Origin of the sequence: Brevundimonas sp. MYb52, assembly GCF_002979535.1 — a bacterium.
Classification (GTDB): domain Bacteria; phylum Pseudomonadota; class Alphaproteobacteria; order Caulobacterales; family Caulobacteraceae; genus Brevundimonas.
In genome coordinates, this window is sequence record NZ_PCPB01000004.1 from 82,792 (window position 1) to 109,070 (window position 26,279).

Genomic DNA, 26,279 nt, shown 5'->3' on the forward strand with positions numbered 1-26,279 from the left:
GGATCAGGGAGGAATGGGACGAATGGCGGCACTGATTCTGTTCGGCGGCGGCGGCGACCTCGCCATGCGGATGCTGTTGCCTTCGCTCTATTTCCTCGACCACGACGGTCTGCTGCCGGACGGCCTGAAGATCATCGGCGCCGCGCGGTCCGAGGAAAGCGCCGAGGAATATGTCGCCAAGGTCCATGAGGCGGTAAAGGCCCGCGCCGAGGTCGACGGCGGCTGGGACGAAGCCAGTTGGGCGCGGATGAAGGCGCGGCTGGACTATCTGGCGGTGGACGCCACCGATCCGGCCAGTCTGGCCCCGCTGAAGGCCAGGTGCGGCGACGGCGAGGTGACGTCCTTCCTCGCGGTGTCGCCCTCCCTCTATGGCCGCATCGTCACGGCGATGAAGACGGCGGGCCTGGCCGAGAAGAACTGCCGCATCGTGCTGGAGAAGCCGGTCGGGCGCGACCTGGAGAGCTTCCTCGAAATCGACGACGCCGTGGCCCACGCCTTTGACGAGCGGCAGGTGTTCCGCATCGACCACTACCTGGGCAAGGAGACGGTGCAGAACCTGATCGCCCTGCGCTTCGGCAACACCATCTTCGAGCCCTTGTGGAACAATCTGACGGTCGATCACGTCCAGATCACGGTCGGCGAGACGGTGGGGGTCGGCGACCGCTGGCCCTATTACGACGAGTACGGCGCCCTGCGGGACATGCTGCAGAACCACATGCTGCAGCTGCTGTGCCTGGTGGCGATGGAGCCGCCCAGCGACCTGGACCCGGACTCGGTGCGCAACGAGAAGGTCAAGGTGCTGAGGTCCTTGCGCCCCATCACCCTGGAAGAAGCCGAGCGCGTCACCGTGCGCGGCCAGTATGTGGCGGGGACCAGCGAGGGCAAACCGGCCAAGGGCTATGACGAGGAACGCGGCCAGCCTTCTGAGACCGAGACCTTTGTCGCCATCCGCGCCGACATCGACAACTGGCGCTGGGCGGGGGTGCCCTTCTTCATGCGCACCGGCAAACGCCTGCCCGAGAAGCGCACGGAGATCGTCATCCAGTTCAAGCCGGTGCCCCACTCCATCTTCGGCCACGGCGAGCGCGGCGAGATCAACGCCAACCGTCTGGTCATCGAGCTGCAGCCCGAGGAAGACATCTCGCTGTCGGTGATGAACAAGAAGCCGGGGCTGGATCAGCGGATGCAGTTGCAGCCGATCAAGATGAGCCTGTCCTGGGGCGTGAACGGTAAAGACGCCGCCCCGCCGCGCCGCCGCATCGCCTATGAGCGGCTGCTGCTGGACGCCATGCACGGCGACAGCACCCTGTTCGTGCGTCGCGACGAGGCGGAACAGGCGTGGAAATGGGTGGACGAGGTGTCTGACGCCTGGTCGGGCGCGGCCTTCAAGCCGCTGGACTATGTCGCTGGAACCTGGGGTCCCGAGGCGGCGGACCTGCTGCTGTCGCGCACCGGACGCAAGTGGAACACGCGTGATGAGTAGCCTCGCGATCGAGACCTTCGCTGACACCGCCGCCTGGGCCGAGGCCGCCGCCGCGCGGCTGACCGAGGCCCTGGCCGAGGGCGTCGCCGCAGAGGGCCGCGCGGTCTTCGCCGGCGCGGGCGGGTCGACCCCCTCGCCCGTCTATGCGCGGTTGGCGCAAGCCGATCTGGACTGGTCCAAGGTCACGACGACCCTGGTGGACGAGCGCTATGTGCCCGAGACCTCGCCGGACTCGAACGCGGCGCTGATGAAACGGACCCTGCTCACCGGCAACGCCGCAGCCGCGCGCTTCCTGCCGCTCTACAGCCCCTCCGTGACCGTGGACCGGGCCGCAGCCGAGGCGTCGAAGGCGCTGGCCGCCGAGGGCGGGCGTCTGGACGCCGCTCTGCTGGGCATGGGCGAGGACGGGCACATCTGCTCCATGTTCCCCGAAAGCCCGACGCTGAAGACCCTGCTGACGCCGAACCTGAAGCCCGCCGTCTATGGCGTGCCGGCCGGTCGCGACGGCCTGGCGCCCTCGTTGGAACGCCTGTCGATCAACCTGCCTTATCTGATCAGCGCCCGCCGGGTCGTCCTGGCCCTGACCGGCGCCGCCAAGCGCGCCGTGTTCGAACGCGAGGCGGCGGGCGATCCGCGCATCCATCCCATCGCGGCGATGATCGCGGCGAAGGTTCCTCTCGAAGTGCTTTGGACGGAGGCCGTCTGATGGCCCTCAACCCTCCCCTGAACCCGGTTGTGGCGGAAGTCACCGTCCGCATCATCGAACGCAGCCGCGCAACCCGCGCCGACTATCTGCGCCGCATGGACGCCGCCCGCGACAGCGGCGCCGGTCGGGCCAAGCTGTCCTGCGCCAACTGGGCGCATGCCTTCGCAGGCCAGACCATCGCCGACAAGCTGACGGCCATGGACGGGTCCAAGCCCAATGTCGGCGTCGTCACCGCCTATAACGACATGCTGTCGGCGCATCAGCCGTTCGAGCGCTTCCCCGAGGTGATCCGCAAGGCGGTGCGCGAGGTCGGGGCCACGGCCCAGGTGGCCGGCGGGACCCCAGCCATGTGCGACGGCGTCACGCAAGGACGCCCCGGCATGGAGCTGTCGCTGTTCAGCCGCGACGCCATCGCCATGGCGACCGGCGTGGCCCTGACCCACGACGCCTTTGATTCCGCCATGATGCTGGGCGTCTGCGACAAGATCGTGCCCGGCCTGTTCATGGGTGCCCTGGCCTTTGGCCATCTGCCGGTTGTCTTCGCGCCCGCCGGTCCCATGCCCTCGGGCATTCCCAACGCCGAAAAGGCCCGCGTTCGCGCCGAATACGCGCAAGGCCTGGTGGATCGCACCACCCTGCTGGCCAGCGAGATCGGCAGCTATCACTCGCCGGGCACCTGCACCTTCTACGGCACGGCCAACTCCAACCAGATGATGATGGAGATCGCGGGCCTGCACCTGCCCTCGACCGCCTTCGTCCACCCGGAGACGGGCCTGCGCGACGCCCTGACGGCGGCGGCGGCCAAGCGGGCGGTGGAACTGGCCCGATCGGGCGAAGGCCGTATGGCCGATGTCGTGTCGGAAAAGACCATCGTCAACATGATCGTGGCCCTGCTGGCCACCGGCGGCTCGACCAACCACGCCATCCACCTGGTGGCCATGGCCCGGGCGGCGGGGGTGCTGATCGACTGGACCGACATGGACCAGCTGTCGTCGGCGACGCCGCTGCTGGCGCGGGTCTATCCCAACGGCTCGGCCGACGTGAACGCCTTCCAGGCGGCGGGCGGCACGGCCTTCGTCACGCGCGAACTGGTGCGGGCGGGTATCCTGCACAACGACGTCACGACCATCATGGGTCAGGGCATGGAGGCCTATTTCCAGGAGCCCTGCCTGATCGACGGCGAACTGGTCTGGCGCGACACGGTCGAGGACAGCTTGGACCTGGACATCCTGCGCCCGGCGTCGAACCCGTTCCAGAAGGACGGCGGCCTGCGTCTGGTGCAAGGCGATTTGGGCCGGGCGGTGATCAAGGTCTCGGCGGTCAAGCCCGAGAACCGCATCGTCGAGGCCCCCGCCGCCGTGTTCGAGACCCAGGAAGACGCCCTGCAGGCCTTCAAGGACGGCAAGCTGAACCGCGACGTGGTGTTGGTGCTGCGCTTCCAGGGGCCCAAGGCCAACGGCATGCCGGAACTGCACTCCCTGTCGCCCGCCCTGTCTGTGCTTCAGGACAAGGGCTTCAAGGTTGCCTTCGTCACCGACGGCCGCATGTCGGGCGCCAGCGGCAAGACCCCCGCCGCCATCCACGTTTCGCCCGAAGCCCTTGCCGGCGGCCCCCTGGCCCATGTGCGGGACGGCGACATCATCCGTCTGGACGCCGAAGCCGGGGTGCTGACCACGGTGGGCGTGGCCGACCTGACGGCGCGCCCTCTGGCCGTCCGTTCGACCGCCAACGCCGAGGGTTCGTCCTGGGGCTACGGCCGCGAACTGTTCGGGGCGTTCCGCCATGTGGTGAGCACGGCTGAACAGGGGGCCAGCGTCTGCTTCGCCCTTCCCACCGGGGTCGGCGGCCATACCGACACCCCGCCCAACCCCAACTTCGTCGACCGGACGGTGGACGCCTGATCCGCCCAACCGAGCGCAGGAAACGACCCATGAATGACCAGATTCTTCTCGTCGGCGACGTCGGCGGCACCAACGCCCGTTTCGCTCTGACCCGCATGGTCGACGGGCGCCCGGTGCTGGAGCACCACGAGAGCTTCCCGGCCTCGGAACACCCCACCTTCCTCGGCGGGGTCAAGGCCTTCCTCGACGGCTGCGACGTCAAGCCGACCGGCGGCGTCATCGCCGTGGCCGGACCGGTGACGGACGGCGAGATCGACCTGACCAACTCGCCCTGGCGAGTGTCCGAGGGCGAGCTTCAGACCTTGGGCCTGAAGCCGATCAAGCTGATCAACGACTTCGAGGCCCTGGCCTGGGGCGCCCCCATCGTGCCTGAGGACCAGTTGGCGTCGCTGGGCGGGCCGGTGGACGGCGATCCCCACGCCACGGTGGCGGTGCTGGGACCCGGCACCGGCTTCGGCGTCTCGGCCCTGGTGCGCGACGCCCACGGCAGGGAAATGGCCATGCCGTCCGAAGGCGGTCACGCCTGCTTCCCGCCCGGCGATCCAGTCGAGGACGAGATCCTGCGTATCCTGCGCCGTCGCTATGACCGGGTGTCGATCGAGCGCCTGATCTGCGGCCCCGGCCTGTTGAACATGCACCGCGCCCTGGCCGAGATCGACGGGCGCGAGACGCACATAGAAGATCCCGCCGAAATCACCGAGACGGCGATGAAGGACCCCAACAGTCCTTGCGGCGCCACCCTGGCCCGCTTCTGCGCCATCCTGGGCGCCGTGGCCGGGGACATCGCCCTGACGACCGGTGCGCGCGGCGGGGTCTATATCGCCGGCGGCATCGCCCCGCGCATCCTGCCCTTCCTGAAGGCCAGCCCCTTCCGCACCCGTTTCGAGCGCAAGGGCCGGTTCAAGGAGTACATGCAGGCCATCCCGACCAAGGTGATCCTGCACAAGCAGGCCGCCCTGCTGGGCGCCGCGCGGGTCGCGTTCAACGAGGCGGGCTGAAAACGTGATCACGGCGGCGTGAACCGAACGTGAAACGCGGCGTTCCTCTGGTCCACAAGGAGCAGTCCCATGCGTAAATTCGTTCTCGCCGCCGCCTCCATCTTCGCTATCGCCGGTCTGGCCGCCTGTGGCGAAAGCGCCGCCGACAAGGCCGCCGAAAAACAGGCCGACGCCCTGGAAGCCCAGGCCGCAGCGACGCCGAACGAGGCCCAGGAACAGGCCCTGAACGCCGAAGCCGACCGCATCGAACAGCAGGCGGGCAACGCTGATGGCGGCATGACGACCCAGAACACGCCGAACACCTCGCCGAGCACCACCCCGCCAGCGCCCGCCCCGACCCACTAGGGCCGGCACAAAAGACAAGGCCCCCGCCGCGACCGCGACGGGGGCTTTTTCACGGACGGAACTCGGGCAGTCTCAGTCGATACAGAGGGTGGCTTCGGCCTTGCCGTCCTTGACCGTGGTGCGGCAGCCGAAACGATTGCTGTCGGCCTGGCAGACGCCCGAAGTCGTCGTGCCGGGCGCAATGCCGTTGTTGCCGGGGATTTCGCACTGGCCCTGGCATTGCGAGGCGTCAGTGCAGCGCTTGCCTGCGTCGGCGTACTTGATCACGCATTGCCAGGACTGCATCCGCCCGACTTGCTGCATCTGGCCCCCGCGCGCAGCACAGGCCGAAGCCTCGGCGCTCTGGACCGGCGCTTCAGCGCCTGAACCGCTGGGGGTCTCGGTCGGCGCGCAGGCCCCGGCCAACAGCAGGGCGCTGAGCCCCGCCGCGATGAAAACAGCTGTCAGCTTCATCCGAGGTTTCCTTTGTCGAACCCAGCCCAGCAGTCGTCGTAGTCGAGCTGCATCAGCGGTGTCTTTTCGGCCCAGGCCGTGGTGCGGATCGGCATCCGCGTCTCGAACATGAAGGCCAGGGTGTTTTCGATCTTCATCGGCTTCAGTTCGGCCTGGGTCGCGCCGTTCCAACTCGCCTGATCGGGGCCGTGCCCGCTCATGCGGTTGTGCAAGGACGCGCCGCCGGGGGCGAAGCCGCCGGCCTTGGCGTCGTATTCGCCGAAGATCAGCCCCATGAACTCGCTCATGACGTTCCGGTGGAACCACGGCGGGCGGAAGGTGTCCTCGGCCACCATCCAGCGCGGCGGGAAGATGACGAAGTCGCAGTTGGCCGTGCCGGGCGTGTCGCTGGGCGAGGTCAGGACCGTAAAGATCGACGGGTCCGGGTGGTCGAAGCTGACCGTGCCGATGGTGTTGAACCGCGCCGTGTCATAGCGATAGGGGGCGTAGTTGCCGTGCCAGCCGACCACGTCCAGCGGGCTGTGATCAAAGGTCGTGGTCCACAGAAGTCCGCCGTATTTCTGCACGCACTCCGTCGGGCGGTCGACGTCCTCGAACCAGGCGACCGGGGTCTCGAAGTCGCGTGGATTGGCCAGACCGTTGGAGCCGATGGGGCCGAGGTCCGGCAGGCGGAAAGGCGCGCCGTAGTTCTCGCAGACATAGCCGCGCACCTCGCCGTCCACCTCGACGCGGAAGCGCACGCCGCGCGGAATGACGACGACATGCCCCGGCGCGGCTTCGATCACGCCCATCTCGGTGACGAAGCGCTGCGCCCCCTGCTGCGGCACGATCAGTAGCTCGCCATCGGCGGAATAGAAGACGCGATCGACCATCGAGCGGTTGGCGACATAGAGGTGGACGCCCACGCCGACGCCCGAATCCGCATCGCCGTTGCCGCCATAGGTGGTCAGGCCCTCGACCCAGTCGGTCGGCTGATCCGGCATGGTCAGGGGGTCCCAACGCATGCGGTTGGGATTGGGCGGGGTCTCGGTGAAGGGCCCCGAACGGACCCGACCTTGCGCGAAAGCCTGATACGGCCCGTGCTGGGCCGAAGGACGCAGGCGATAGAGCCAACTGCGCAGGTTGTGGTCGCGCGGGGCGGTGAAGGCCGCGCCCGACAACTGCTCGGCATAGAGGCCCAGGGCCGGGCGCTGCGGCGAGTTGCGGCCGACCGGCAGGGCGCCCTCGACGGCCTCGGTGGCGAAATGGTTGGCGAAGCCGGTCTGGTAGGCGGGCGCGTTGGATCGCGTCATGTGGTTTCTCCCTTGGCCATGGACTTAGCCGGGGAAGCGCGCGCCGTCATCCTTCTCCGCTTGACCGGAGCAATGATTGGCGCGTCCGTTGGCATGACGTATGGCGCAATCACGCCTGCCCCAAGGAGCTCTCATGGATCGCCGCGCCTTCATCGCCGCCTCAGCCGCCACAACCCTGGCGACGCCCGCACTGGCGGCCTCTGCTCAGACCCGGCGCGGCAACCGCACCGACCGGCTGCAGATCGGCGTCATCGGCGTCGGTCTGCGAGCGCAGAGCCTGATGCCCATCCTGCTGAAGCGCGACGACGTGGACATTGTCGCCATCTGCGACATCGAGCCCCTGATGATCGCCCGCGCCAAGGGCATGATCGCCGCCGCCGGACGGCCTGCGTCGCGCGCCTATGAGGGGGCGCCCGACCGGGCCTATCTGGACCTTCTGGCCCATCCCGGCCTCGACGCCGTGGTCATCGCCACGCCCTGGGAATGGCACGCCCCCATGGCCATCGCCGCGATGGAGGCGAAAATCCCCGTCGCCTGCGAGGTCATCGCCGGGGTGACGTTGCAGGACCACTGGGACCTGATCGAGGTCCATGAGCGCACCGGCACCCCCTATATGGTGCTGGAAAACGTCTGCTATCGCCGCGATGTCCTGGCGGCGCTGAACATGGTGCGGGCGGGCCTGTTCGGCGAGTTGGTCCACCTGCAGGGCGGCTATCAGCACGACCTGCGTGCGGTGAAGTTCAACAGCGGCGACCCCGAACGCCCCTATGGCGGCGGCGTCGAGTTCGGGCCGAAAGGCTGGTCCGAGGCGCGCTGGCGCACCTGGCACTCGGTCAACCGCAACGGCGAGCTCTATCCGACCCACGGCATCGGCCCGATCGCCAACTACATCGACCTGAACCGGGGCAACCGGATGGTCAATCTGACCAGCCACTCGTCCAAGGCGCGCGGCCTGCACGACTATGTGGTCAAGACCGGCGGCGCCGATCACCCCAATGCCGCCGTCAAGTTCAAGCTGGGCGACGTGGTCACCACCTCGATCACCTGCGCCAACGGCGAGACCATCCTGCTGCAGCACGACACCAGCCTGCCCCGCCCCTATTCGCTGGGCTTCCGGGTCCAGGGCACGGGCGGCCTCTGGATGGATGTGAACAAGTCGGTCCACATCGAGGGCCGCAGCCCGGCCCACCAGTGGGACGCGCAAGAGGCCTGGTTCGAGCAGTACGACCACCCGCTGTGGAAGACCCACGAGGCCCTCGCCGCCGGGACCGGCCACGGCGGCATGGACTTCTTCGTCATCCACGCCTTCATCGAAGCCCTGAAGGCCAAGGCGCCCATGCCGCTGGACATCTATGACGGCGTCAGCTGGAGCGCGATCACCCCCCTGTCGGAACAGTCGATCGCGGAGGGCGCCCGCACCCTGGACTTCCCCGATTTCACGCGTGGCAAGTGGAGCGAGCGCCAGCCTAGCTTCGGCTTCGACGGACGCTACTAGGCCCCCTTGCGCCCCATCAATGGCGACAGGGTCTGGTTGACCTCGTCCATAACCGAGCCCTTGCCGGCGGCCACGCGAGCCTCCAGTTCGTCGGCCCGCTCCTGCAGACGGCGAATCTCTTCGACGCGCGGGTCGTCCTCCGGCACGGCGGTCAGGGCCGCGCGACGGGTCTCGATCTCGACCAGCAGGGCGTCGAAGCGCTTGTGGTCCAGCCCCTCGCCCTGCTCGAACAGGGCGATCGCCTCTTCCAGGGCGGCTTCGAAGGCGGCTTGATCGGGCATAGGCCTCATCCTCATTATGCTTACGCTTTTCAATGAGCGGACGCGGCGAGGGTTCCGTCTTGGCCGCCGCTCACGAAGGGTTTACGGGCGGGCCATCCGTCGCCAGCCAGAAGGAGCGCCCCGATGCGAACCCTGACCATCCCCGCCGCCCTGCTGGCCCTGTCCCTGACGCTCACGGCCTGCGACGGCCTGCCGCCCGCCGCCTCGGTTCCGGCGGCCGAGGTCGCCGGCGCGACCTGCGACATTCCCGCCGACCTGACCCCCGCCCGCCCCTACCGCATCCCGACGGACGAGGCCGCGCCCGATGTACCGGTCGCCTTCAACATGCTGGCCGTCAGTTGGTCGCCCCAGGCCTGTCGTTCGGGCAAGGACTACCCGGACGCGCGTTATCAGTGCGCCCAGAACCAGTTCGGTCTGACCCTGCACGGCCTGTGGCCCAACGGCGCGGATAACAGGCACCCGCGCTACTGCGCCGCCCCCGGCCCGGCCATCCCGGTCGAGACGGTGAAGAAGAACTTCTGCATGACCCCCTCGCCGTCGCTGCAACAGCATGAATGGGCCGCCCACGGCACCTGCGGCTGGGACAGCCCCGAGGCCTATTTCGAACAGGCCGCGCGAATGTGGAACGGCCTGAACAAGCCCGACCTGGAGGCCATCCCGGCCGAGCGCCTGACCGCCGGCGCCATCCGCGACGCCTTTGTCGCCGCCAATCCCGGCCTGCCGCGCGAAGGCGTCTTCATCGCCACCACCGACGGCTGGTTCCGCGAGGCGCGGCTCTGCTACTCCAAGGACTATCGTCCCATGCGCTGCCCGCGCGGCCTGGGCGCGCCTGACCGCGAGCGGCTGAAGCTGGCGCCGACGGGAACCACGCAAACGACCCGTTAACCGAAGCGGCGCAGCCTCGCAGTCGCAGCCCGTGTGGGCCGTCTTGTGGAGCGCCGCCGATGTCGACCGTGCTGACCCAGAGCTACCGTCGCCAGCGCGACCATTTCGAGCCGCAGGACCTGGACCCGCAGGAACAGCGCCGCCTGCGCGGCCAACTGGAGCAGATCGACTACGCCGCCTTCGTCTCGAACCGCGAGGTCCTCGGCCAGACCCTGTCGCGGGTCGAGGTCGCCACCTTCCAGAAGTTGGCCGTCCTGACCGCCAACGCCCGCGCCCGCTGGGCCGCCGAGGCCCTGCGCCTGTCTGAATCCGGCTCGGCCGTCACGCCCGACCAGACCGCCCGCCTGACCGCCGCCCGCACCGCCTATGAGGAACTGGCCGAGGCCTATGAGGCCCTGCGCCGCATGGTCGAGCGGGGCTATCTGACCTTGCGATAGAGCCGCCTTCATGCGCCTATCAGCGGCATGATCGCCGCCGCAACCCTTTTGTCCGCCCTGCTCGTCGCCGCTCCGGCGGCCGCGCAGGACCAGGACGGCTGGACCCTGACGGAGGCCAGCGGCGCCCTGATCGCCAGCGCCAGCTATGAGAGCGGCCAGTCCTTTGTCGTCCGATGTCGCAACAAGCGCCTGGACGTCATGATGACCGGCGTGCCGACCGAATCCGGCCCGCAAACCCGTCGGCTCGAATGGGCGGCGCAAGGCGGGGAGCATCAGAGACAGACCTGGCTCAACCTTGCCGATCAGCCCATGATCTTCGCTAGCCGCCCCGCCCATGTCGCCCGCATCTTGAAAAAGGGCGGCATGGCGTCGGTTCGATTGCCAGCCAGCAGCGAGACCGCCCAGGCCCATCGATACGACCTACCTCTCCCGTCCGACCCTGACGGCCTCGATCAGGTCCTCGCCGCCTGCGAAACCCGACTGGACGATCCGCGCGACGATCTGATCGAGATCGATCCGCCCTACGAACGTCCCGGCGTCTTTCCCGACATCTGGCAAAGGTTCGCGGCGCCGCAGTATCCCAACAGCGCCATGTCGGCCGGCGCCGGAGAGGTCCTGTTCAGTTGCATCGTGGCCGAGGCCGGCCGACTGCGCGATTGCCGCATCGAGATGGAGAACCCGCCGCGCGTCGGCTTCGGGCAAGCCACCCTGGACGCCCTGCCTTCCTCGCGCTTGCGCCTCGGACCGGGCGTCGAGCCCGGCCGTCTCGTCGTCAGCCGCACGCTCTACCGCCTGGACTAGAAGGGCCTGTCCATCCGGGCGACCGGCCCTCGCCGAGATTACAGAACAAAGATACCCAGGCTTGCACCAAGCGTGGCCGTTCCCCTTATCCAGGGGCATGAAACCTCTGGCTCCCCTCCTCGCGGCCCTGCTCCTGCTCACGGCCTGCGGTCCCTCGGCTCGCACTGACGACGCGCCCGCACCCGTGGCCGTGGCGGACAACCGAGCGCTAGCGGCCTTGTTCAGGGACGATCAGGCCGCACGCAAGGACGGCGGGCCCGATCTGATGGAAAGCCTCGCCGACGCCGAGCGCCGGGAGCAGGTCCGGGCCATGCTGGACCGGGACGAGGTGCGTTCCGGCAAGGACTACTGGCACGCTGGCTTCATCTTCCAGCACGGCGACCGGCCCGAAGACTTCCTGCTGGCCCACGCCCTGGCGACCGCCGCACTGAGCCTGGGCGAACAGGACGGCGCCTGGCTGGCCGCCGCCAGCCTGGACCGCTACCTGGTGGCGACGGACCGACCTCAGATTTACGGCACCCAGTTCATCGCCATTCCAGATCAAGCGACGATCCAGAGCGCCCTCGACCGCGACCTGCTCACCGACGCCGTTCGCAAGGCGAGCCGCGTGCCGCCCCTGGCCGAGCAGACGCCCCCGCCATGATCCAGGCCGGGACCTGCACCGCCCCCCGAACCCTCGGCCAGCGGCTCTAGTCCAGCGGCTGGGGCTTGGTGACGATCGGGGCGTCGGGGTCCGCCTGGGCCGGACGGGCCGCGGTCGGCGCGGGGCCGGCGGGCGGAGCCGGCTCGGGCGCCGGAGCGATCACCACGACCGGCGGCGGCGGCGCAACGACAGGCGGTGCGACGGGTGCGGCCGTAGCTGCCGCCAGGGTTTCAGTTGAAGCGGCGACGCTGGCCCGACGCGGTGCGACCGGGCGCGGCGCTGTGGGCCGGACTGCTGGCGCAACGACAGGCGGCGCGGCGGCCAAGGAGGTCTCGGTCTCAATCGGCGCCGCCGTGTCCGTCGTCGGCAGGGGCACAGCGGACGAAGGCGAGGCCTCCGAGGTCGAGGCCGGCGCGACCGGAGCCGGTTCACTGTTCGCGCGGGTGATCAGCCAGGTGGCCAGGGGAGCGCCGATCACGACAACAGCGGCGGCGGCGACATAGAGCGGCGCGCGGTTGACGCCCTTGCGGGACGCAGAAAGCGGCGCGGCGGCCGGAGGCGTGACGGACGCCGTTTCGATCCGGGGGGCGGGCGTCGGAGAGAGCTTGGCGGCGGATGCGGGCGCGGCGACCGGAGCCTCTGCGGTTTTCGGCAAGGCGCGCGGCGTGGCGTCCACCGGCGCGGCCGGGGCGGCTACTGGCGCAGCGGGCCGAGCGGGTTGCGGCTGCGGCGCGCTCGGCATGGGCGCGGTGATCAGGTTCGGCGCAGCGGCCGGCGGCGTCGGACGGCGCTGCGGCACGAGCGAACCGGTGAACATGCTGCCGGACGACGGACGCGGCGCGACCGCTGCGACGGAAGGCTGAGGCGTCGGTCGAGGCGTCGGCTGAGGCGTCGCGACCGGCGGCGTCAGGCCCGCGCCGCGCGGCAGAGGTCCGGCGCGGAAGGTGGTCTGGGGCGGGCGGCCCCACTGCACCGGACGGCGGGCGAAGGGAACGGACTTGTCGTCGGCGTCGGACATTCGGTCTCCGGCGCCGGGCGGCGCGCATCACGAAGAAGGTCGGCAGACCTTCAAACTGCTGAGCGAGTTCGGCGGTTTCGTGACGCGCTGAATGGACCTCAGTTCTTCAGACGATAGCCCGTCTTGAAGATCCAGCCCACCGCCGCCAGGCAGGCGAAGAAGAAGCCCAGCGTCGCCGTCAGGCTGAGACCCACGCTGACATCGCCAATGCCATAGAAGGCCCAGCGGAAGCCCGAGATCAGGTAGACCACCGGGTTGAACAGGGTCACCGTGCGCCAGCCGTCCGGCAGCATATCGATCGAATAGAAGGCCCCGCCGAGGAAGGTCAGGGGCGTGACGATCAGCATGGGGATCATCTGCAGCTGCTCGAAATTCTGCGCCCAGACCCCGATGATGAAGCCGAACAGGCTGAAGGTCGTGGCGATCAGGATCAGGAAGGCCAGCATCCAGAAGGGGTGCAATATCTGCAACGGCACAAACAGCGCCGCCGTGGCCAGGATGATCAGGCCCAGCACCGCCGACTTGGTCGCCGCCGCCCCGACATAGGCGATGACGATCTCCAGCGGACTGACGGGCGCCGACAGGATCTCATAGATGGTGCCGGTGAATTTCGGGAAATAGATGCCGAAGCTGGCGTTGAAGATCGACTGGGTGAACAGGCTCAGCATGATCAGGCCCGGCACGATGAAGGCGCCGTAAGGCACGCCCCCGACCTCCTGCATCCGACTGCCGATGGCCCCGCCGAAGACAACGAAATAGAGCGCCGTGGTGATCACCGGCGTCACGATCGACTGCCACAGGGTGCGCAGGGCCCGCGCCATTTCGAAACGATAGATGGCCCAGACGCCATGTCCGTTGAAGGTCATCACGCGCTCTCCCCTTCGCTCGTGCTGTCGCGGTGAACCAGGCTGACGAAGATGTCTTCCAGCGAGCTCTGGCGGGTGTTCAGGTCCTTGAAGGCGATGCCCAGATCGGACAGGCGGCGCAGCAACGACGGCACCCCCGTCTTCTCGGCGTGGGCGTCAAAGGCGTATTCCAGCTCCCCGCCCTCATTCTTCAGGCTCAGGTCCCACTCGGCCAGCTCCGGAGGGATGACCGTCATCGGCTCCTGCAGGTTCAGCGTCAGGGTCTTCTTGCCCAGCTTGCGCATCAGGGTGGCGGTCTTCTCGACCAGGATCAGCTCGCCCTTGAGGATGACCCCCACCCGGTCGGCCATCTCCTCGGCCTCTTCGATATAGTGGGTGGTCAGGATGATGGTGACGCCGCGCTCTCGCAGCTTGCGCACCAGGCCCCACATGTCGCGGCGCAGTTCCACGTCCACGCCCGCCGTGGGCTCGTCCAGGAACAGGATGTCGGGCTCATGGCTCAGGGCCTTGGCGATCATGACGCGGCGCTTCATACCGCCGGACAGGGTCATGATCTTGGCGTCCTTCTTGTCCCACAAGGACAGGTCGCGAAGGATGCGCTCGATATAGGCCGGGTTCGGCGCCTTGCCGAACAGGCCCCGACTGAAGGTGACGGTGGCCCAGACGGTCTCGAAGGCGTCGGTCGTCAGTTCCTGCGGCACCAGACCGATGCGCGTGCGGGCGGCGCGATAGTCCTTCTGGATGTCATGGCCGTCAGCGATCACCGTGCCGGTCGAGGGCGTGACAATGCCGCAGACGATGGAGATCATCGTCGTCTTGCCCGCCCCGTTCGGCCCCAGCAGGGCGAAGATCTCGCCCTTCTCGATGTCCAGATCGACGCGCTTTAGCGCCTGATGACCGGATTTATAGGTCTTGGTCAGACCTTGAATGGAAATGACTGACGGCATAGGCCCTCCCGGCGCAGGTTGCGCAGATAGGGAGGCGCCTGAACAGGCTCAAGGCCTGACGGCGACGCTGATCCCACACGACGAAACCGCGTTATAGTGTCGATCTTCCAGAAGGCCCCCAGAGACGCAAGGTTCGCCCATGACCGGTTCCCGTTTCCTCGCCGTCGCCGCCCTGCCCCTGATCCTCGCCCTGTCCGCCTGCGAGACCGAGAGCACCCTGCCTGAAAGCCTCGGCTTCGGGGCGAACCCGCAACTGCCGCAGGCCCGCGTCCAGCGCGTCCCAACGGTCAAGATCGCCCCCGCCGTCGGCTGGCCCGCGGGCGGCGCCCCGATCGCGGCCCAGGGCCTGGCAGTGAACGCCTTCGCCACGGGCCTTGACCATCCGCGCTGGCTCTATGAACTGCCCAACGGCGATGTCCTGGTGGCCGAGACCAACGCCCCGGCCAAGCCTGAGGCCAGCGACGGAGGCGGCATACGCGGCTGGTTCGAGCGCCGCATCATGGGCAAGGCGGGCGCCCGCGCGCCCAGCGCCAACCGCATCACCCTGCTGCGCGACGCCGACGGCGACGGCGTGGCCGAGACGAAGACCGTCTTCCTGTCCGGCCTGACCTCCCCCTTCGGCATGGCCCTGATCGGCGACCGCCTGTTCGTCGCCAACGCCGACGCCGTGGTCGCCGTCCCCTATCAGACCGGCCAGACGCGCATCGACGCTGCGCCGGTCAAGGTCGCGGACCTGCCCGGCGGGCGCAATCATCACTGGACCAAGAGCCTGGTGGCCTCAAGGGACGGCTCGAAGCTCTATGTCGGCGTCGGCTCCAACTCCAACGTCGGCGAGAACGGGCTGGACGAAGAGGTCGACCGCGCCGCCGTGCTCGAGATCGACCCGGCCACCGGCGCCCGCCGCGTCTTCGCCTCGGGCCTGAGGAACCCGATCGGCATGGCCTGGAACCCTGAAGACGGCCGCCTCTGGGTCTCGGTCAACGAGCGGGACGAGATCGGCGACGACCTGGTCCCCGACTACATGACCTCGGTCACGCCCGGCGGCTTCTACGGCTGGCCGTGGAGCTATTACGGCCAGACCGTCGATGCGCGGGTCCAGCCGCCCCGCCCCGACATGGTCGCCAGGGCCATCAAGCCCGACTACGCCCTCGGCTCGCACACCGCCTCATTAGGCCTGACCTTCTATACCGGCGCCCTGATGCCCCAGTGGCGCAACGGGGCCATCGTCGGCCAGCACGGCTCTTGGAACCGCAACCCGCCCGCCGGCTACAAGGTCATCTTCGTTCCCTTCAGCGGCGGCAAGCCGGCGGGTCCCCCGCAGGACGTCCTGACCGGCTTTCGCAACGACAAGGGCGAGGCCATGGGCCGGCCGGTCGGGGTTCTGGGCGTCCGCTCCGGCGCGCTTCTGGTCGCCGACGACGTGGGGAATATCATCTGGCGCATAACGCCCGCCCGCCCCTGATCCCTCAATGAAAAGGCCCGGCGTGAGCCGGGCCTCTCAGGCTGCACCGTCCCAATCAGTTCGGCGGCGTGATCACAATGGGTGCGGGCGGCGCTGCTGGCGTAGCAGGAGCCGGAGCCGACGGCGTCGTCGGGACTTGCGGCGCGACCGACAGATAGGGCTGCGGTCCTGGCGACACGATCGGCGCGACCGGTTCGACGGCCGGTTCAACCGGCGCAGGCGCGGCGCGTTCAGCCCTGGCTAGAGGCGTCGACGCCCTGGCCGGGGCCGGGATCGCGCGACGTTCGACCGGCGCGGCGGCCGCCGGGGGAATGGGCGTCGCCGTCGTCAATTCGGCCGGCGTCTCCATGGGAATGGTCGCCGCCGTCAGCGGTGAAACCTCGGACGCGATGGCGGACGGCGCGGCCTCCAGGGGCGTCGGCGCCGGCTCGGCGGGCTGCATCAGCATAGCGGCGGCGGCACCGCCCAGCACCAGAACGCCCAGAGGCGCCAGGATCATCCAGGTCTTTAGCGGCTTGTTCGACTTGCGAGCGCCGCTGCGGGCATAGACCGGGACATAGGCCTCGCTGTCGACCCGAGCGGCGGCGGGACGAACCTGATCAGTATAGGTCACGGACATTTTGTCTTCTCCTTTGATCCAGAGCCAGACAACTCGATCCAGAAGAGCAAGGTTCCGCGAATATGATCTTCGCCCCGAAGAAGCACCACCCTCGCCACAGTTCAGGCGAAAGCATGATCAAGTCATAAGGCCATCATTGCTTTCGACCTTCTTTCGACAAATCGTCACGGAGGTTGACGTAACGTCGCAAAGCAACCTTACGCAGCGTCATCGAAAAAACGGACAAAGCATCGCTTTCGTCAAACATTGTGGCGATGCGCGCTTGCGACCTGTTGACCCGCCGCCGTCGCCCGTTCATCACCATTGAAAGGCATAATTCGGGAAGAGGCGGCGCAACCATGGGTCTGGCAGCGAACATCCGGCGCGATATGAAGTTCGCGGGCGGGCTGTACCGCCTCCTGAAGCGCATCAAGCCCATCACTCTCGACAGCGACGTCCTGGTCTGTGACGACATCGAAGAAGCCGTCGACAAGTTCCCCGACAATGTCGCGCTCGAGGACGAGACCCGCCGCCTGACCTATCGCGAGTTGGACGCCCTGGCCAACCGCTATGCTCATTGGGCCAAGGCGCGAAACCTGAAGCGCTCGGACGTCATCGCCCTGGTGATGCACAACCGGGTCGAATATCTGGCGGCCTGGTTCGGCTTCTCCAAGGTTGGCGTGGCCACGGCCCTGATCAACACCAATCTGACGGGTCAGGCCCTGGCCCACTGTCTGACCATTTCCAACGCCTTCAACGTGGTCACGGACCAGGAAAGCTGGCGCGCGGTCGAGGAGGCCCGCCCCTTCGTCGATCGCAATCTGATGAGCTGGGTCCACGGCCTGGCCGACGAGGACGAGACCAACGATCGCCGCGACATCGACAACGCGGTGCGCAGCGCCTCCTCGGTTCGCCCGGACAAGAGCCTGCGCAAGGGCCTGACCAACCGCGACACGGCCCTGTTTATCTTCACCTCGGGCACCACCGGCCTGCCCAAGGCGGCGCGCATCCCGCATTCGCGCGCCCGCACCTATATGCGCGCCTTCGCCGGAGCCACGGCCTCGACGACCAAGGACGCCCTCTACAACTGCCTGCCGCTCTATCACTCGACCGGCGGCCTGGTCGGGGTCGGCTCGATCCTGCTGAACGGCGGGCGGATGATCATTCGTCGCCGCTTTTCCTCGACCCATTTCTGGCCCGATGTGAAGACGTCCGGCGCCACCATGTTCGTCTATATCGGCGAGCTGTGCCGCTATCTGGTCAACTGCCCGCCCAATGAGGACGAGCGCGCCCACAAGCTGCGCCTGGCCTTCGGCAACGGCCTGCGCCCCGACGTCTGGACCGAGTTCCAGTCGCGGTTCGGCATCAAGGACATCATGGAGTTCTACGGCTCCACCGAGGGCAATGTCTCCCTGTTCAACTTCGACGGCAAGTCGGGCGCCATCGGCCGGGTGCCCAGCTATCTGAAGTCGCAGATCAATATCCGCCTGATCGCGCTCGACCCGGAAACGGGCGAACCGCTGCGCCGGTCGGACGGCCTGTGCCAACTGGTCGCGGTCGGCGAGACGGGCGAGGCCATCGGCCAGATCGCCTCGGACATCCGCCACGACTTCTCGGGCTACGCCGACAAGAAGGCCTCGGAGAAGAAGATCCTCACCGACGTCTTCAAGAAGGGCGATCGCTGGTTCCGCACCGGCGACCTGATGCGTCAGGACCGCGACGGCTATTTCTACTTCATGGACCGCCTGGGCGACACCTATCGCTGGAAGGGCGAGAACGTCTCGACCGCCGAGGTCGAGCAGCGCCTGCATGACGCCCCCGGCGTTCAGGAAGTCATCGCCTACGGCGTTTCCGTCCCTGGCCAGGAAGGCAAGGCCGGCATGGCGGCCCTGGTGCTGGAGGGCAAGTTCGACGCCGCCGCCTTCGCCGCCTACGCCGACGAGCAGTTGCCGCCCTACGCCCGCCCCGTCTTCCTGCGCATGATGAAGTCGGCAGAGACCACCGGCACCTTCAAATACCGCAAGGTCGACCTGGTCGCTGACGGCTTCGACGCGGCCAAGGTCGAGGGCGCCGTCTATGTGCGCGGCGGCAAGGCCGGCTATCAGAAGCTGACCGCCAAGGCCTATGAAGCCATCCTCGACGGCACGACGCGGCTCTAGACGCGAGCGCGGAACGCCAGCGGCGTCATGCCGGTCTCGGCCTTGAAGGCCCGGTTGAACGGCCCGATCGAGGCGAAGCCGCAGTCATAGGCGATGGTCAGGACCGGCAGGCGGCGCAGGGCCGGGTCCGCCAGCCGCCGCCTGGCCTCCTCGATGCGGAAACGGTTGGCCATCTGGTTGAAGTTGCGAAAGCCCAGGCCGGCTATGCTGCGGCTGACCTTGTATTCGGCCTCGCCGAGACGCCGCGCCAGATCCGCGACCTTGAGGTCGGGCTGGGCATAGGCCCCTTCCTCGGTCATCAGGCGCAGGATGCGGTCGCCCAGGCCCGCCTCCTCATCCGTCAGGGGCCGCGCGCGGCTGCGTCCGACCGCCGCCAGGGGATGACCCCGGCGCCACACCAAGGCGAAGCCCATGCCGGCCAGGGCGATCAGGGCGCAGACCATCTTGATCTGTCCGCTCCAGCGCGCCGCCCAACTGTCGCCCGGCGCCCCGTTCACCCAGATGACGGCCACCGCCAGAATGATCGCATAGCCAGCCGCGAAGCCCATGCGGAAGCGCCGTTCCGAGGCGGAAACGCCCGCACCGAGCCCCTTCAGAGGCTCAACCGCGGCCAGCAGCAGCAGGGCCGAACTGACCAGGCCGCTGACATTGTCCACCATGCGCGGCGCCGCGCTCGACAGGTCCGGCGCCAATCGCAGGAAGGCGCCCGCCCCCACCAGGGTCAGGACCAGCATCAGGGGCCATCTCTCGCGTTCGCTTCCGATCGGCGAAGGCCGCTGGAACAGGGCGCGGACCAGCAGCCAGGACCAGCCGCAGGTGGCGTCGCCCAGCACCGCCACGACCTCGGACGCCGCCCCGAAGCGATGGCCCATGACCTGGGCCAGACAGAAGGCCGCCACCGCCGTCGCGAACAGACCGCCATAGAGTTGAATGTCCGTCAGGCGGATCTGCCCGCGCCGCCACGCTGTCAGACCCTCAGCACTCACGACCGCGCCTCCCCGCCCGGACGGAGTGAGAATCCATGGCCGATTTCCAAATCGGCGAGATCACGACCGTCAAACCGCTCACAGCCCGGATCACCTCAGACGAACCAAGGGTGAATTGGACGTGACGACATCGAAAATCGCAAGCCCGTCGATCAAGGCGATGTCAGGCGCGCCCCTGCTGCGCCGATCCGGCCTGATCTGGTTCTGCGTCGCCGCGGTCGGCCAGGCCGCCTTCGTCTGGATGATCCTGGCCCATTTCGGGCGGCGCACCCTGGTCGGCGACTTCGCCGGCTGGAACGACAAGCCGCTGATCAAGGGCTATGCGCCCGGCGACGACGCGGGGAACCTGATGTTCGCCGTCCACGTCCTGCTGGCGGCGGTCGTCACCCTCAGCGGATTGATGCAACTGATCCCCGCTCTACGCCGCCGAGCGCCCGGCCTGCATCGCTGGAACGGGCGCGTCTTTCTGACCACGGCCGTCATCATGGCGGTCGGCGGTCTGTGGCTGACCTGGGAACGAGGAACCTATCTGTCGCTCATCTCGGCGATCGCGGTCTCGGTAGACGGGGTGCTGATCCTGATCTTCGCCGCCCTGGCCTGGCGCACCGCCGTCGAGCGGAACTTCGAGGCCCACCGGCGCTGGGCCATGCGCGCCTTTCTGGCGGTCAACGGCGTCTGGTTCCTGCGGGTCGGGCTGATGGCCTGGGCCATCGCCACCGGCGGGCTGGGCATGAACCAGACCCTGTCAGGCCCGGCCGATGTGGTGCTGCAGTTCGGCGCCTATCTGATCCCCCTGGCCATGTTCGAGGCCTATTGGCGCGCCGGGCGCAGCGCCAGGCCTGCCGCCCGCCGGCTGACCGCCGCCGGCATGGTCCTGGCCGCCGCCGTCACCGCCCTGGGCGTCTTCGGCGCGGTCGCCTTCATGTGGGGCCCCTACATGATCTAGGGCGCGGCCTGCAGAAAGTCGGCCACCGCCGCCAGCACCGCCTCGGGCGCCTCGCGGTGGGGCACGTGGCCGATGCCCTCGAAGACCTGCATCCGCCCCTCGCCCGCCGACAGACCTGAAAGACGCTCGGGGTGACGCAGCGAGCCATACTCGTCCTGATCCCCGTGCAGGGCCAGAAGCGGCGCGCGCACAGCGGCGATGTCGCGATCCAGCGACCAATCGGCGTATTCGGGCGACAGCCAGGTGTCGATCCAGGCGTCCAGCACCCAGCGCGCCCGCTCGCCGTGATAGCGGCCCAGCCGCTCGACCTGGCCCGGCGCGGCGAAGGCGTCGCGCGCCGCACGGATGCCCGCCAGGGTGCGGTCCTCGACAAAGGCCTGGGCCGATTCCGTGATCACCGCCGCGACCCGCTCAGGCGCCGTCGCGGCGGCCGCCGCCGCCATGCCCCCGCCGACGCTGTGGCCAAACAGGACGACCTGTTCCAGGCCCAGGGCGTCCAGCACCGGGATCAGAGCCTCGTCCGCCTCGGCTCGGGCGAAGTCGACCTCCATCCGGTCGCGCCGCACGACCGAGCGCCCATAGCCCGGCCGGTCATAGGCGACCACGGCCCGCCCCGTGCGCGCCGCCAGTTGCATCGGAAAGTCTCTCCACAAGGCCGTGCAGCCCAGGGAGTCGTGCAACAGGATGATCGGCGCGGCGGCGTTCGCCTCCAACTCGCCCCAGACGGCGACAAAGGCCAGCCCGCGCGGCGTCTGCACCGACAACTCTCGGAAAGGCGGCGGGATAGAAGCAGAAGGCGTCATGCCTTGACGCCTATCATTGCTGCGATGCACGCGACAACCGACAGCCCCGCTGTTCGCCTCCGCGTCCCGAACCGGGATTCCTGAAACGCGCTCTTAAGCATTAACGCTGATAACGGGCGTCCTGAGCTCTCTTCTTCAGGACGTCCGGCGGCCCCATGTTCCAGATTATCGGCATCATCATGCTGTTCGCCATGGTGTTCGGCAGCTTCCTGCTGCACGGCGGCAAGATGGCGACGATCCTGTATTCGTTGCCCTATGAGCTGATGGCCATCTTCGGCGCGGGCATCGCCGCCTTTCTGATCTCCAACAGCCTGCCGGTCATCAAGGGCGCCCTGGGCGGCCTGGGCAAGTCCTTCGCCGGACCCAAGTGGAAAAAGCAGGACTACAAGGACCTGCTGAGCCTGCTGTTCCAACTGACCAAGACCATGAAGTCCAAGGGCGTCATCGCTCTGGAAAGCCACATCGAAAAGCCGGCAGAAAGCACCATCTTCCAGAAGTATCCCAAGGTGCTGAAGGACCACTTCGCCACCGACTTCATCTGCGACACGCTGCGGATGATGACCATGAACCTCGAAGATCCGCACCAGATCGAGGACGCCATGGAAAAGCAGCTCGAGAAGCATCACCACGAGGCCCTGGCCCCGGCCCACGCCCTGCAGAACCTGGCCGACGGCCTGCCCGCCCTGGGCATCGTCGCCGCCGTGCTCGGCATCATCAAGACCATGGGCTCGATCACCGAGCCGCCGGAAGTCCTGGGCGGCATGATCGGCGGCGCCCTGGTCGGCACCTTCCTCGGCGTCTTCCTGGCCTATGGCCTGGTCGGCCCCTTCGCCGCCCGCTTGAGCGCGATCGTCGACGAGGAAGCCTCCTACTACAAGATCATCCGCTCGGTGCTGGTGGCCCACCTGCACGGCAACGCCGCCCAGATCTCGGTCGAGATCGGTCGTGGCGACATCCCCTCGACGGCCCAACCCTCCTTCACCGAAATGGAAGAAGCCCTGGCCGCCGCGCCGATGGACGCCTGATCCGATCGCGGACGGGAACACGGATTGCTCACATCGGTTCTCCACGGGTCACGTTCGCGTGCATTCCCGTGGAGCCTTGCATGAAAGCCCTCCCTGCCCTGCTGTTCGCCGCCCTGACGCTGGCGGCCTGCAACGACACATCGCCGCCGGCGCCGGCCTCGACAGCGCCTCCCCCCGAACCCGCCGCGCGGACTCGATGACCGCCCCGGCGGACAGCGCCGCCCCGCCGCCCGGCGAATCGGTCGCGCCGCCCTCGACCCCGCCAATGGCCCAGACCCCGCCGACCCTGCCCGAGGACCGGTCGCCGACCGATCCGATGAACCCGACCTCGCCGCCGGTTCCCCCGGCCTGAGTGCCGACATCGGACTTGTCGAACCCGGCAATCTCGCGTTACGCCTTGCATCGGCGGGGATCAGCCCCGCCGGATTTTGAAATCGAAGGGGCTCTAGTCACATGACCATCCGTCGCCTGATGATCGTCGCCGCCGGGCTCAGCGCCCTGTCGCTGGCCGCCTGCCAACAACCTGCGCCCAAGACCGAAGAAGCCGCCGCCGTCGCTGACGCGGCCGCCGACACCGCCTCGGACGCTGCAGCCACCGCCGCTGACGCCGCCACGGCTGCGGCCGGCGCCGCCACCGACGCCGCTGCATCCGCCGGCGCTGCAACCGAAAAAGCCGCCGACGCCGCGGGCGCCGCCATGACCCCGGCGCCCGCTCCGGCCGCCCCGGCTCCGGCCGCTCACTAAAAAACTTCGGCCCTCAGAAAGCCGGCAAAGGGCCGCTCCGACTGGTGTCGGGGCGGCCCTTTCTTCATGGGGATAACGGGACTTCACGAACCCGTGAGAATTTCGCTTGCGGTTTTCCTCACGATCCCGTTATCTCCCTCTCAGCGAGGGTTCATGATCTCGCTTTTACCTTCTGAAGGACAACAACTATGCGCATCACCGCTCTGATCGCCGCTTCGGCCGCTGCTCTGGCCCTGGCCGCTTGCCAACCCGCCGCCACCGACAAGGCTGAAGACGCCGCTGCCGACGCCACGGACGCCGCTGCGACCGCCACGGACGCCGCCGCCACCGCCGACGCCGCCGCCACCGACGCTGCCGCCGCCGCCACCGACGCTGCTGCTGCTGCTGCTCCGGCTGCTGACGCCGCTGCTGCTCCGGCTGCTGACGCCGCCGCTGCTCCGGCCGCTCCGGCTGCCGCTCACTAAGACTTACGTCTTGGATCGCGGCCCTCGGGTCGCGATGCGGAAAGGGGTCGTCTTCGGACGGCCCCTTTTTTCGTGCCCGCTATCCAGCACCGGCCAGGGTCGCTAAAGCCCGACCATGTCCAATGACCTGCCCGACGACCTGGAAAACGACGCCTCGCCGCAACTCTTCTGGGCCGAGGACGGCTCGCCCCGCTCGGGTCGATTCGGCGATGTCTATTTCTCCAAGGACGATGGCCTGGCCGAGACCCGCGCCGTCTTCCTCGACGGCTGCGGTCTGCCGGGCGCCTGGAGCGACCGCGCCGACTTCACCGTCGCCGAGTTGGGCTTTGGCACCGGGCTGAACATCGTGGCCCTGCTGGACCTGTGGCGCCGCGCTCGACCCGAGAACGGCCGCCTGCACGTCTTCTCCATCGAAGGCTTCCCCCTGACGCGTGACGAGGCCGCCCGCGCCCTATCGGCCTGGCCCGACTTGGCCGAAACCGCGACCGCCCTGCTGAACGTCTGGCCCGCCGGACCCCCCGGCTTCCACCGCCTGGATCTGCCGCAATGGGGCGCCGTCATCGACCTGGCCGTCGGCGACGCCGAGTGGGCGTTGAACCAATGGTCTGGCGCAGCTGACGCCTGGTTCCTCGATGGTTTCTCCCCCGCCCTCAACCCCGGCATGTGGTCGCCCGAGATCATGAGCCTGATCGCCGCGCGCTCCGCCCCCGGCGCGCGGGTCGCCACCTTCACCGTCGCGGGCGCCGTGCGCCGCGGCCTGGCCGAACACGGCTTCGTCGTCGAGAAGAAGCCCGGCCACGGCAGAAAGCGCGAACGGCTGGAGGCCCGCCTGCCCTCAGCGTCGCTCGCGGCGAAGTCGCCCCCCCATGTCGCCGTCATCGGGGCCGGGGTCGCCGGGGCCTCGGCGACCCGCGCCCTGATCGCCGGCGGGGCCCGCGTCACCGTCATCGAGGCCGAGCGTCCCGGCGCGGGCGGATCGGGCTTTCCCGCCGCCCTGGTCACGCCGCGTCTCGACGCCGGCGACGCCCTGATCGCCGGCTTTCACGCCCAGGCCCTGGAGCGCGCCCGAGACCTCTACCGCGCTCTGCCCGAGGCCGTGATCGCCGAAGGCGTGCTGCAACTGGAGCAAACCCCGCGCGACGCGACCCGGTTCGACAAGATCGCGGTTCAGGACCTGTGGCCGGCCGAGACCATGACGCGCCAGGCTCCCGAAGCCGTCTCCGAACGTATGGACGAAGCCGTCTCGACCGGCGGCCTGATGATGTCGGGCGCCCTGGCGCTTCGCCCCTCAGCGGTGCTGGAGCCCTGGCTGACGGGCGCCGAACGCCTAACCGCCCGCGTCGCCGACATCCAGGCTCAGGACACAGGCTGGCGTTTGCTCGACGCCCAGGGCGACGTGATCCTTGAAGTTGAAGCCGTGATCCTGACTGCTGGATGGGGCGCCGCACCCCTCGCTCCCGACCTGCCGCTGACGCCCGTCGCCGGTCAGGCCGACTGGGTGGACGGCCCCGGCATCGCCCCCGTCGCCTGGGGCGGCTACGCCGTGCCGACTGGAAAGGGCCTGCTGTTCGGGGCCACCCATGACCGGGGCCAGACGGACCTCTCGACCGACGCCGAGGCTTCCGCTCGCAATCTCGCCGCCCTGACCGCCGCCCTGCCTCGCCTGGCCAGCCAGGTCGCGGCGACCGGAGCATCGCAGAGCCGCAAGGCCGTGCGCGCCACCACGCCCGACCGCCTGCCCGTTGCGGGATCGCTCGGCCAGGCCGGCCTCTACGCCCTGACCGGCCTCGGTTCACGCGGTTTCTGCGTCGCGCCTCTGTTGGGCGAGCATCTGGCCGCACTCATACTGAAGCAACCGTCGCCTCTGCCGGAGAGGTTTGGACAAAGGCTCAAGGCCACACGCTTCTAGCTGCAAACAAGATCTCGACGCCCCCGCCTGAACGGCGCAAATTCATCCCGTTTCCAACGGAGGTTCTTAATGGCGCGCCCTTTCCTGTTCGCAGTCGCCGCAACCAGCGCGACCGTCCTTTCCGCCTGCGCTCCTGTTGCAGGCGCCGACCCGAGCCAAGCCTCGTCTCCCGGCCGGCAGTGCTTCTACGCCGACCAGGTCGACAACTTCCGCGGCGACAGCCAAACACTCTACGTCCGAACCCACCGCTCGGACGTGTTCGAGCTTCAGTCGTTTGGCTACTGCTCTGACATCGACTTCGCCTTCAGCATCGCCTTCTTGCCCAACAGCGGTTCCAATCGCCTGTGCACCGGCGACCTGTCGCGGATCATCGTGGGGAACGGCCCTTCGTCCGCCAACCAATGCCGGGTCCAGGTGGTCAAGAAGCTGACGGCGGCCGAGGTCGAGGCCCTGCCCGAGCGCAACCGCCCCTAGCCCCCCTTGATCGCCCTTCGCCGCCGCCGGCCCGCCCCGCAGCGGCGAGGGATTACTTCGCGGTAATCCTGGCGTGCGATGTTTGAGAACGCTTCGCGGAACGCTATGAAGCGAGGCTATCAAACTCGTGTCCGGCGCCGGACAGAAGGTTCGCGCCC

At 68.4% G+C, this 26,279-nt stretch carries 28 protein-coding genes; 19 read left to right on the forward strand and 9 right to left on the reverse strand.

Going from position 1 to position 26,279, the window contains the following annotated elements; all coding sequences use genetic code 11:
• Positions 1 to 22 precede the first annotated feature (22 nt).
• From zwf to CQ039_RS07150, 5 genes are all read left to right on the forward strand, one after another.
• Positions 23 to 1,483, forward strand: coding sequence for a glucose-6-phosphate dehydrogenase (gene zwf / locus CQ039_RS07130; protein ID WP_105562663.1), 1,461 nt, complete (start codon positions 23 to 25; stop codon positions 1,481 to 1,483).
• Positions 1,476 to 2,189, forward strand: a complete 714-nt coding sequence (gene pgl / locus CQ039_RS07135) for a 6-phosphogluconolactonase (protein WP_105562662.1) — start codon at positions 1,476 to 1,478, stop codon at positions 2,187 to 2,189. Before zwf ends, pgl begins: the two co-directional genes overlap by 8 nt.
• Entirely contained in the window at positions 2,189 to 4,090 is a 1,902-nt protein-coding gene (gene edd / locus CQ039_RS07140; protein WP_105562661.1) for a phosphogluconate dehydratase, read from the forward strand. The genes pgl and edd overlap by 1 nt, the downstream gene beginning before the upstream one ends.
• Positions 4,090 to 5,088, forward strand: a complete 999-nt coding sequence (glk, locus tag CQ039_RS07145; RefSeq protein ID WP_255413092.1) for a glucokinase — start codon at positions 4,090 to 4,092, stop codon at positions 5,086 to 5,088. Before edd ends, glk begins: the two co-directional genes overlap by 1 nt.
• Before the next feature lie 69 nt (positions 5,089 to 5,157).
• Entirely contained in the window at positions 5,158 to 5,433 is a 276-nt protein-coding gene (locus tag CQ039_RS07150; RefSeq protein ID WP_105562659.1) for a hypothetical protein, read from the forward strand.
• 72 nt (positions 5,434 to 5,505) lie between these two features.
• Here CQ039_RS07150 and CQ039_RS07155 read toward each other — a convergent pair whose 3' ends face one another.
• Together CQ039_RS07155 and hmgA are read right to left on the reverse strand one after the other, a co-directional pair.
• Positions 5,506 to 5,886, reverse strand: a complete 381-nt coding sequence (locus CQ039_RS07155) for a hypothetical protein (RefSeq protein ID WP_105562658.1) — start codon at positions 5,884 to 5,886, stop codon at positions 5,506 to 5,508.
• Positions 5,883 to 7,178, reverse strand: a complete 1,296-nt coding sequence (gene hmgA, locus CQ039_RS07160; RefSeq protein WP_105562657.1) for a homogentisate 1,2-dioxygenase — start codon at positions 7,176 to 7,178, stop codon at positions 5,883 to 5,885. The genes CQ039_RS07155 and hmgA overlap by 4 nt, the downstream gene beginning before the upstream one ends.
• A 133-nt stretch (positions 7,179 to 7,311) precedes the next feature.
• Between hmgA and CQ039_RS07165 the strand changes: the two genes are divergently transcribed.
• The gene (locus CQ039_RS07165) at positions 7,312 to 8,673 is read left to right on the forward strand and encodes a Gfo/Idh/MocA family protein (protein WP_105562656.1); all 1,362 of its coding nucleotides are present in this window, start codon (positions 7,312 to 7,314) and stop codon (positions 8,671 to 8,673) included.
• Here the strand turns inward: CQ039_RS07165 and CQ039_RS07170 are convergent.
• Positions 8,670 to 8,954, reverse strand: a complete 285-nt coding sequence (locus CQ039_RS07170) for a hypothetical protein (protein ID WP_105562655.1) — start codon at positions 8,952 to 8,954, stop codon at positions 8,670 to 8,672. The genes CQ039_RS07165 and CQ039_RS07170 overlap by 4 nt on opposite strands.
• 123 nt (positions 8,955 to 9,077) lie before the next feature.
• On the opposite strand from CQ039_RS07170, the gene CQ039_RS07175 reads away from it, so the two are divergent.
• From CQ039_RS07175 to CQ039_RS07190, 4 genes are all read left to right on the forward strand, one after another.
• Positions 9,078 to 9,839: a ribonuclease gene (locus CQ039_RS07175; protein WP_233190152.1), complete on the forward strand. Its 762-nt coding sequence runs from the start codon at positions 9,078 to 9,080 to the stop codon at positions 9,837 to 9,839.
• 59 nt (positions 9,840 to 9,898) lie between these two features.
• Positions 9,899 to 10,276 carry a hypothetical protein gene (locus tag CQ039_RS07180; protein WP_105562654.1) on the forward strand — a complete coding sequence of 126 codons (378 nt, stop codon included), beginning with the start codon at positions 9,899 to 9,901 and terminating at the stop codon, positions 10,274 to 10,276.
• 27 nt (positions 10,277 to 10,303) lie between these two features.
• Complete coding sequence (locus tag CQ039_RS07185) at positions 10,304 to 11,077, forward strand: hypothetical protein (protein ID WP_105562653.1); 774 nt, start codon at positions 10,304 to 10,306, stop codon at positions 11,075 to 11,077.
• 97 nt (positions 11,078 to 11,174) lie between these two features.
• A complete protein-coding gene (locus CQ039_RS07190; RefSeq protein ID WP_146112104.1) occupies positions 11,175 to 11,720 on the forward strand; it encodes a hypothetical protein in 546 nt (181 codons plus the stop codon).
• 46 nt (positions 11,721 to 11,766) lie between these two features.
• Here CQ039_RS07190 and CQ039_RS07195 read toward each other — a convergent pair whose 3' ends face one another.
• The 3 genes from CQ039_RS07195 to CQ039_RS07205 all read right to left on the reverse strand — a co-directional run bounded on the left by CQ039_RS07195 (position 11,767) and on the right by CQ039_RS07205 (position 14,551).
• Positions 11,767 to 12,738, reverse strand: a complete 972-nt coding sequence (locus CQ039_RS07195; protein WP_105562651.1) for a hypothetical protein — start codon at positions 12,736 to 12,738, stop codon at positions 11,767 to 11,769.
• 98 nt (positions 12,739 to 12,836) lie between these two features.
• On the reverse strand, positions 12,837 to 13,604 hold the full coding sequence (locus CQ039_RS07200; RefSeq protein ID WP_105562650.1) for an ABC transporter permease: 768 nt from the start codon (positions 13,602 to 13,604) through the stop codon (positions 12,837 to 12,839).
• Positions 13,604 to 14,551: an ABC transporter ATP-binding protein gene (locus tag CQ039_RS07205; protein ID WP_105562649.1), complete on the reverse strand. Its 948-nt coding sequence runs from the start codon at positions 14,549 to 14,551 to the stop codon at positions 13,604 to 13,606. The genes CQ039_RS07200 and CQ039_RS07205 overlap by 1 nt, the downstream gene beginning before the upstream one ends.
• Positions 14,552 to 14,690: 139 nt before the next feature.
• Between CQ039_RS07205 and CQ039_RS07210 the strand changes: the two genes are divergently transcribed.
• Complete coding sequence (locus CQ039_RS07210; RefSeq protein ID WP_105562648.1) at positions 14,691 to 16,013, forward strand: sorbosone dehydrogenase family protein; 1,323 nt, start codon at positions 14,691 to 14,693, stop codon at positions 16,011 to 16,013.
• 55 nt (positions 16,014 to 16,068) lie between these two features.
• Here CQ039_RS07210 and CQ039_RS07215 read toward each other — a convergent pair whose 3' ends face one another.
• Complete coding sequence (locus tag CQ039_RS07215; RefSeq protein WP_105562647.1) at positions 16,069 to 16,632, reverse strand: hypothetical protein; 564 nt, start codon at positions 16,630 to 16,632, stop codon at positions 16,069 to 16,071.
• Between the two features lie 338 nt (positions 16,633 to 16,970).
• Here CQ039_RS07215 and CQ039_RS07220 point away from each other — a divergent pair, with 338 nt between their 5' ends.
• Positions 16,971 to 18,770 carry a long-chain-acyl-CoA synthetase gene (locus CQ039_RS07220; protein WP_105562646.1) on the forward strand — a complete coding sequence of 600 codons (1,800 nt, stop codon included), beginning with the start codon at positions 16,971 to 16,973 and terminating at the stop codon, positions 18,768 to 18,770.
• On the opposite strand, the gene CQ039_RS07225 is transcribed toward CQ039_RS07220, so the two are convergent.
• Positions 18,767 to 19,756: an AraC family transcriptional regulator gene (locus CQ039_RS07225; RefSeq protein ID WP_199183587.1), complete on the reverse strand. Its 990-nt coding sequence runs from the start codon at positions 19,754 to 19,756 to the stop codon at positions 18,767 to 18,769. The two genes, CQ039_RS07220 and CQ039_RS07225, sit on opposite strands and share 4 nt — an antisense overlap.
• A gap of 121 nt (positions 19,757 to 19,877) precedes the next feature.
• On the opposite strand from CQ039_RS07225, the gene CQ039_RS07230 reads away from it, so the two are divergent.
• Positions 19,878 to 20,702: a DUF2306 domain-containing protein gene (locus CQ039_RS07230; RefSeq protein ID WP_233190151.1), complete on the forward strand. Its 825-nt coding sequence runs from the start codon at positions 19,878 to 19,880 to the stop codon at positions 20,700 to 20,702.
• Here the strand turns inward: CQ039_RS07230 and CQ039_RS07235 are convergent.
• Positions 20,699 to 21,505 (reverse strand): alpha/beta fold hydrolase, encoded by an 807-nt coding sequence (locus CQ039_RS07235; protein ID WP_105562644.1) that lies wholly within the window; start codon positions 21,503 to 21,505, stop codon positions 20,699 to 20,701. The two genes, CQ039_RS07230 and CQ039_RS07235, sit on opposite strands and share 4 nt — an antisense overlap.
• Before the next feature lie 155 nt (positions 21,506 to 21,660).
• Between CQ039_RS07235 and motA the strand changes: the two genes are divergently transcribed.
• From motA to CQ039_RS07260, 6 genes are all read left to right on the forward strand, one after another.
• Positions 21,661 to 22,530, forward strand: coding sequence for a flagellar motor stator protein MotA (gene motA / locus CQ039_RS07240; protein ID WP_105562643.1), 870 nt, complete (start codon positions 21,661 to 21,663; stop codon positions 22,528 to 22,530).
• A gap of 196 nt (positions 22,531 to 22,726) precedes the next feature.
• Positions 22,727 to 22,882 (forward strand): hypothetical protein, encoded by a 156-nt coding sequence (locus CQ039_RS16600; protein WP_158255988.1) that lies wholly within the window; start codon positions 22,727 to 22,729, stop codon positions 22,880 to 22,882.
• Positions 22,883 to 22,983: 101 nt separating this feature from the next.
• Positions 22,984 to 23,274: a hypothetical protein gene (locus CQ039_RS07245; RefSeq protein ID WP_199183588.1), complete on the forward strand. Its 291-nt coding sequence runs from the start codon at positions 22,984 to 22,986 to the stop codon at positions 23,272 to 23,274.
• A 188-nt stretch (positions 23,275 to 23,462) separates the two neighbouring features.
• Positions 23,463 to 23,738: a hypothetical protein gene (locus CQ039_RS16605; RefSeq protein ID WP_105562642.1), complete on the forward strand. Its 276-nt coding sequence runs from the start codon at positions 23,463 to 23,465 to the stop codon at positions 23,736 to 23,738.
• Positions 23,739 to 23,853: 115 nt separating this feature from the next.
• On the forward strand, positions 23,854 to 25,647 hold the full coding sequence (mnmC, locus tag CQ039_RS07255) for an FAD-dependent 5-carboxymethylaminomethyl-2-thiouridine(34) oxidoreductase MnmC (RefSeq protein ID WP_105562641.1): 1,794 nt from the start codon (positions 23,854 to 23,856) through the stop codon (positions 25,645 to 25,647).
• A 69-nt stretch (positions 25,648 to 25,716) separates the two neighbouring features.
• Positions 25,717 to 26,121 (forward strand): DUF6491 family protein, encoded by a 405-nt coding sequence (locus CQ039_RS07260; protein ID WP_105562640.1) that lies wholly within the window; start codon positions 25,717 to 25,719, stop codon positions 26,119 to 26,121.
• The last annotated feature ends 158 nt before the right edge of the window (positions 26,122 to 26,279 follow it).

What these genes read in the sequence shown, in the direction of transcription:
- zwf (WP_105562663.1), top strand. Translation starts at nt 23, where the DNA reads ATGGCGGCACTGATTCTGTTCGGCGGCGGCGGCGACCTCGCCATGCGG.
- pgl (WP_105562662.1), top strand. Translation starts at nt 1,476, where the DNA reads ATGAGTAGCCTCGCGATCGAGACCTTCGCTGACACCGCCGCCTGGGCC.
- edd (WP_105562661.1), top strand. Translation starts at nt 2,189, where the DNA reads ATGGCCCTCAACCCTCCCCTGAACCCGGTTGTGGCGGAAGTCACCGTC.
- CQ039_RS07150 (WP_105562659.1), top strand. Translation starts at nt 5,158, where the DNA reads ATGCGTAAATTCGTTCTCGCCGCCGCCTCCATCTTCGCTATCGCCGGT.
- CQ039_RS07155 (WP_105562658.1), bottom strand. Translation starts at nt 5,886, where the DNA reads ATGAAGCTGACAGCTGTTTTCATCGCGGCGGGGCTCAGCGCCCTGCTG.
- hmgA (WP_105562657.1), bottom strand. Translation starts at nt 7,178, where the DNA reads ATGACGCGATCCAACGCGCCCGCCTACCAGACCGGCTTCGCCAACCAT.
- CQ039_RS07165 (WP_105562656.1), top strand. Translation starts at nt 7,312, where the DNA reads ATGGATCGCCGCGCCTTCATCGCCGCCTCAGCCGCCACAACCCTGGCG.
- CQ039_RS07170 (WP_105562655.1), bottom strand. Translation starts at nt 8,954, where the DNA reads ATGCCCGATCAAGCCGCCTTCGAAGCCGCCCTGGAAGAGGCGATCGCC.
- CQ039_RS07175 (WP_233190152.1), top strand. Translation starts at nt 9,078, where the DNA reads ATGCGAACCCTGACCATCCCCGCCGCCCTGCTGGCCCTGTCCCTGACG.
- CQ039_RS07180 (WP_105562654.1), top strand. Translation starts at nt 9,899, where the DNA reads ATGTCGACCGTGCTGACCCAGAGCTACCGTCGCCAGCGCGACCATTTC.
- CQ039_RS07185 (WP_105562653.1), top strand. Translation starts at nt 10,304, where the DNA reads ATGATCGCCGCCGCAACCCTTTTGTCCGCCCTGCTCGTCGCCGCTCCG.
- CQ039_RS07190 (WP_146112104.1), top strand. Translation starts at nt 11,175, where the DNA reads ATGAAACCTCTGGCTCCCCTCCTCGCGGCCCTGCTCCTGCTCACGGCC.
- CQ039_RS07195 (WP_105562651.1), bottom strand. Translation starts at nt 12,738, where the DNA reads ATGTCCGACGCCGACGACAAGTCCGTTCCCTTCGCCCGCCGTCCGGTG.
- CQ039_RS07200 (WP_105562650.1), bottom strand. Translation starts at nt 13,604, where the DNA reads ATGACCTTCAACGGACATGGCGTCTGGGCCATCTATCGTTTCGAAATG.
- CQ039_RS07205 (WP_105562649.1), bottom strand. Translation starts at nt 14,551, where the DNA reads ATGCCGTCAGTCATTTCCATTCAAGGTCTGACCAAGACCTATAAATCC.
- CQ039_RS07210 (WP_105562648.1), top strand. Translation starts at nt 14,691, where the DNA reads ATGACCGGTTCCCGTTTCCTCGCCGTCGCCGCCCTGCCCCTGATCCTC.
- CQ039_RS07215 (WP_105562647.1), bottom strand. Translation starts at nt 16,632, where the DNA reads ATGTCCGTGACCTATACTGATCAGGTTCGTCCCGCCGCCGCTCGGGTC.
- CQ039_RS07220 (WP_105562646.1), top strand. Translation starts at nt 16,971, where the DNA reads ATGGGTCTGGCAGCGAACATCCGGCGCGATATGAAGTTCGCGGGCGGG.
- CQ039_RS07235 (WP_105562644.1), bottom strand. Translation starts at nt 21,505, where the DNA reads ATGACGCCTTCTGCTTCTATCCCGCCGCCTTTCCGAGAGTTGTCGGTG.
- motA (WP_105562643.1), top strand. Translation starts at nt 21,661, where the DNA reads ATGTTCCAGATTATCGGCATCATCATGCTGTTCGCCATGGTGTTCGGC.
- CQ039_RS16600 (WP_158255988.1), top strand. Translation starts at nt 22,727, where the DNA reads ATGACCGCCCCGGCGGACAGCGCCGCCCCGCCGCCCGGCGAATCGGTC.
- CQ039_RS07245 (WP_199183588.1), top strand. Translation starts at nt 22,984, where the DNA reads ATGACCATCCGTCGCCTGATGATCGTCGCCGCCGGGCTCAGCGCCCTG.
- CQ039_RS16605 (WP_105562642.1), top strand. Translation starts at nt 23,463, where the DNA reads ATGCGCATCACCGCTCTGATCGCCGCTTCGGCCGCTGCTCTGGCCCTG.
- mnmC (WP_105562641.1), top strand. Translation starts at nt 23,854, where the DNA reads ATGTCCAATGACCTGCCCGACGACCTGGAAAACGACGCCTCGCCGCAA.
- CQ039_RS07260 (WP_105562640.1), top strand. Translation starts at nt 25,717, where the DNA reads ATGGCGCGCCCTTTCCTGTTCGCAGTCGCCGCAACCAGCGCGACCGTC.